This is a genomic window from Chryseolinea sp. T2, assembly GCF_037203685.1.
GTDB lineage: Bacteria > Bacteroidota > Bacteroidia > Cytophagales > Cyclobacteriaceae > Chryseolinea.
The window spans coordinates 1-2,568 of sequence record NZ_JBBCAU010000028.1 but is presented as its reverse complement, the minus strand read 5'-3'; the positions used below and the strand labels follow the sequence as shown (position 1 = coordinate 2,568).

The window sequence follows — 2,568 nt, the reverse complement described above, 5'->3', positions numbered from 1 at the left end:
AGGACGTATACCCGAAATGGTTACCCACTTACCTACAAAAGTATAATTATGGTGAATACGAATTCAATCTAAAGGTTAGCGGCAAGGCTGGTTGCTTAAAGTATTATGAGACAATTCCTGATAATTTTATTCGCGATTTTTTTAATACAATTACCTAACTGGTATTTCATACTTGGACGAGATAGCGGAGGAATTGATGACTTCGGAAACGAGAATTGGATAATTGTTTCGGACTGGGTATCGACAGTATTTTCATTTCCAATCTATTTTTTTGTCCGTGACAAAATTAACAACTACGGACTGGCCTTTATGATTTACATGGTCGACCTGGTATTAATTTCGGTGATTATACATCTGGCTCTAAACGGAATAAAAAAATTAAGAACCGGGACAGGACATGTTGTAGGAAAGACGCCCAGCCGCTAACAACGCATATAAGTCATGGCGGAAAAGTTTGATGATTAATTATTAATTTCAGCGTTCCGCCACGCCTTATATGCTGGCGTTAGCGGCAAGGCTCGGGCAAAAATGCGAGAAACAAATTGACTCCGGACACTATAATCAAACTTGCGGAATGGATGAAGCAAAACTGCTTCAACTTCAATAATTATTCAATTATTGGGAATGCGATTCACGAGGGACACGGAATTGATAAATTCGGTGGACTCTTTATCTGGTACTACACAGAACGCGGGCAAAAAGACAATTTAAAATATTTCCAAACAGAAAAAGAAGTTGTTGAATTCGCGTACAATGAAGTCAAGGCGGACAAATGGGCCAAGACGCATTGTGTTGGCGTTACTTCAGAGAAGGCAGAGACGGAAGAATTGGCTAACAAACTTAGGGATCTGGGTGTTGAGTACTTACAAGATCAGATTCCATATTATGGACTACATACACTTATTTATAGGACATTTGTTCTTGGCTGCGACATCGAGAAAGTATCTTACCTGAAAGACAAATATTATAAAGAAAAACTATAAGGACGTAACCGCCCTGCCGCTAACATTGTATATGCCGCATTGGCGTTTGTTGATAAATTTTAATGGATAACGCCAATGCGGCATATACTAGTGTTAGCGGCAAACCTGGGAAGATGAAACGAATCGGAGAATTACCTTTTGGAGTATTGGTAGGAATTAATTCGTTGATAATAATTTGCTTCATGATTATTAACTCGGCGTCTTGTCCAGACGGATTTGCAGGAGCGGAATGTATTAAACGACTAGACAATAGGTGTTTTCTGATTCAAGTATTCGCATATATAATTCTATCGATTGTTTATCTAGTCTTTTTTGAGAAGAGGAAATGGTTAAAATTGTTGTTGGGATTATTAACAATGACGGCGATATATATTCTGGCAGCAACTCTGCACAGTATATCAAAAGCAGGACTGTTTTGACCAATAGAGGAACGAAAAGGTCAGCCGCTAACAATGCATATAAATCATGCCGGCAGAGTTTGATAATTAACTATTAGATTGGACTGCCGGCACGATTTATATGCAAACGTTGTGGGCAAGGCTAAACACGGAACTTGATTGTCATCCCACCATCTATAGAAAGGTTTTTCAATGCCGACTTTCCCGCCAAGAAGCGAGCCAGTTAAGAAGAAGGAGGAACTTGAAATAAGGAGGCAAGTTCTGGAAGACTCCATTCGACGGAATTCAGATTCTAAGGAGATTCTTAAAAATGCTGAAAAGTACAGGGAGACGAGATTGCTCTACAACAAAGCTGTGCTACATGTCATACGTGAGAAAGAATGGCAAGAGAAAACCCATAGCTACAATAAAACAAAAATAATGAGTGAGATTGAAGTCTGGACGGGCAAGAGTCCCGAAGAAATAGTTCATGAAATCAGACGGGAATTGAAAATTGACTGAGTGAGAACCGGAACGCCCAACCCACAACACCACATATGCGCCATTGCAGTTTGTTGATTATATTTATGTAAGACTGCAACGGCGCATATGTCAGCGTTGTAGGCAATTTGCTAAATGAGAACATCCCAAGACATTATATTTGATATTAATCGATTCGAACCAGAAGATGAAAACTGGTTGGAGTTGGACGCATTGTTAAATGAACTTTGGAAATCGGGGAATCAAGAGAATTTTACGGCTGACTTGTTAAGAGTCTTTGAGAGATTTCCAGACGAAGATGGAGCAGGGGTGTTTTGGAGTATCATACACGGAGTCGAGAGTTTTAATTCGTACGAGGGACAACTTATTGAATCACTGAACCGAGAGCCCTCTGAAATGGGACTGATAATGTTAAGACGAATAAAAAACACAGGGACAAAAACCGTAGACGGAATTGAAATAAGTAAAATTGTTACTGACCTCATTTCTAACGAGCGGACAACTCCGGCAATGAGACAGAAACTTATAAAGATTCGTGAGTAGCAAACTGCCTACAACAAAGTGTATAAGTCATGCCGGCAGAATTATTTTATTATTTTTATAGCGGACTGCCGGCACGCCTTATACACGAGCGTTGTAGGTAATTCAAGCCAGCTGATTGTCTGAAGCCCTTTTTTGTTGCCACTTCGGCAAATGATGTCTAAGGA

2 protein-coding genes are annotated in these 2,568 nt (G+C 39.8%); both read left to right on the top strand.

All coding sequences use genetic code 11. The features are described from left to right. Nucleotides 1-578 precede the first annotated feature (578 nt). Nucleotides 579-983 carry a hypothetical protein gene (locus WBG78_RS30675; protein WP_337330365.1) on the top strand — a complete coding sequence of 135 codons (405 nt, stop codon included), beginning with the start codon at nt 579-581 and terminating at the stop codon, nt 981-983. 590 nt (nt 984-1,573) lie between these two features. After that, the gene (locus WBG78_RS30670; protein ID WP_337330364.1) at nt 1,574-1,882 is read left to right on the top strand and encodes a hypothetical protein; all 309 of its coding nucleotides are present in this window, start codon (nt 1,574-1,576) and stop codon (nt 1,880-1,882) included. The last annotated feature ends 686 nt before the right edge of the window (nt 1,883-2,568 follow it).

Bases quoted from the DNA above. Each gene is read 5' to 3' on its own strand.
- WBG78_RS30675 (WP_337330365.1), top strand. From the start codon at position 579: ATGAAGCAAAACTGCTTCAACTTCAATAATTATTCAATTATTGGGAAT.
- WBG78_RS30670 (WP_337330364.1), top strand. From the start codon at position 1,574: ATGCCGACTTTCCCGCCAAGAAGCGAGCCAGTTAAGAAGAAGGAGGAA.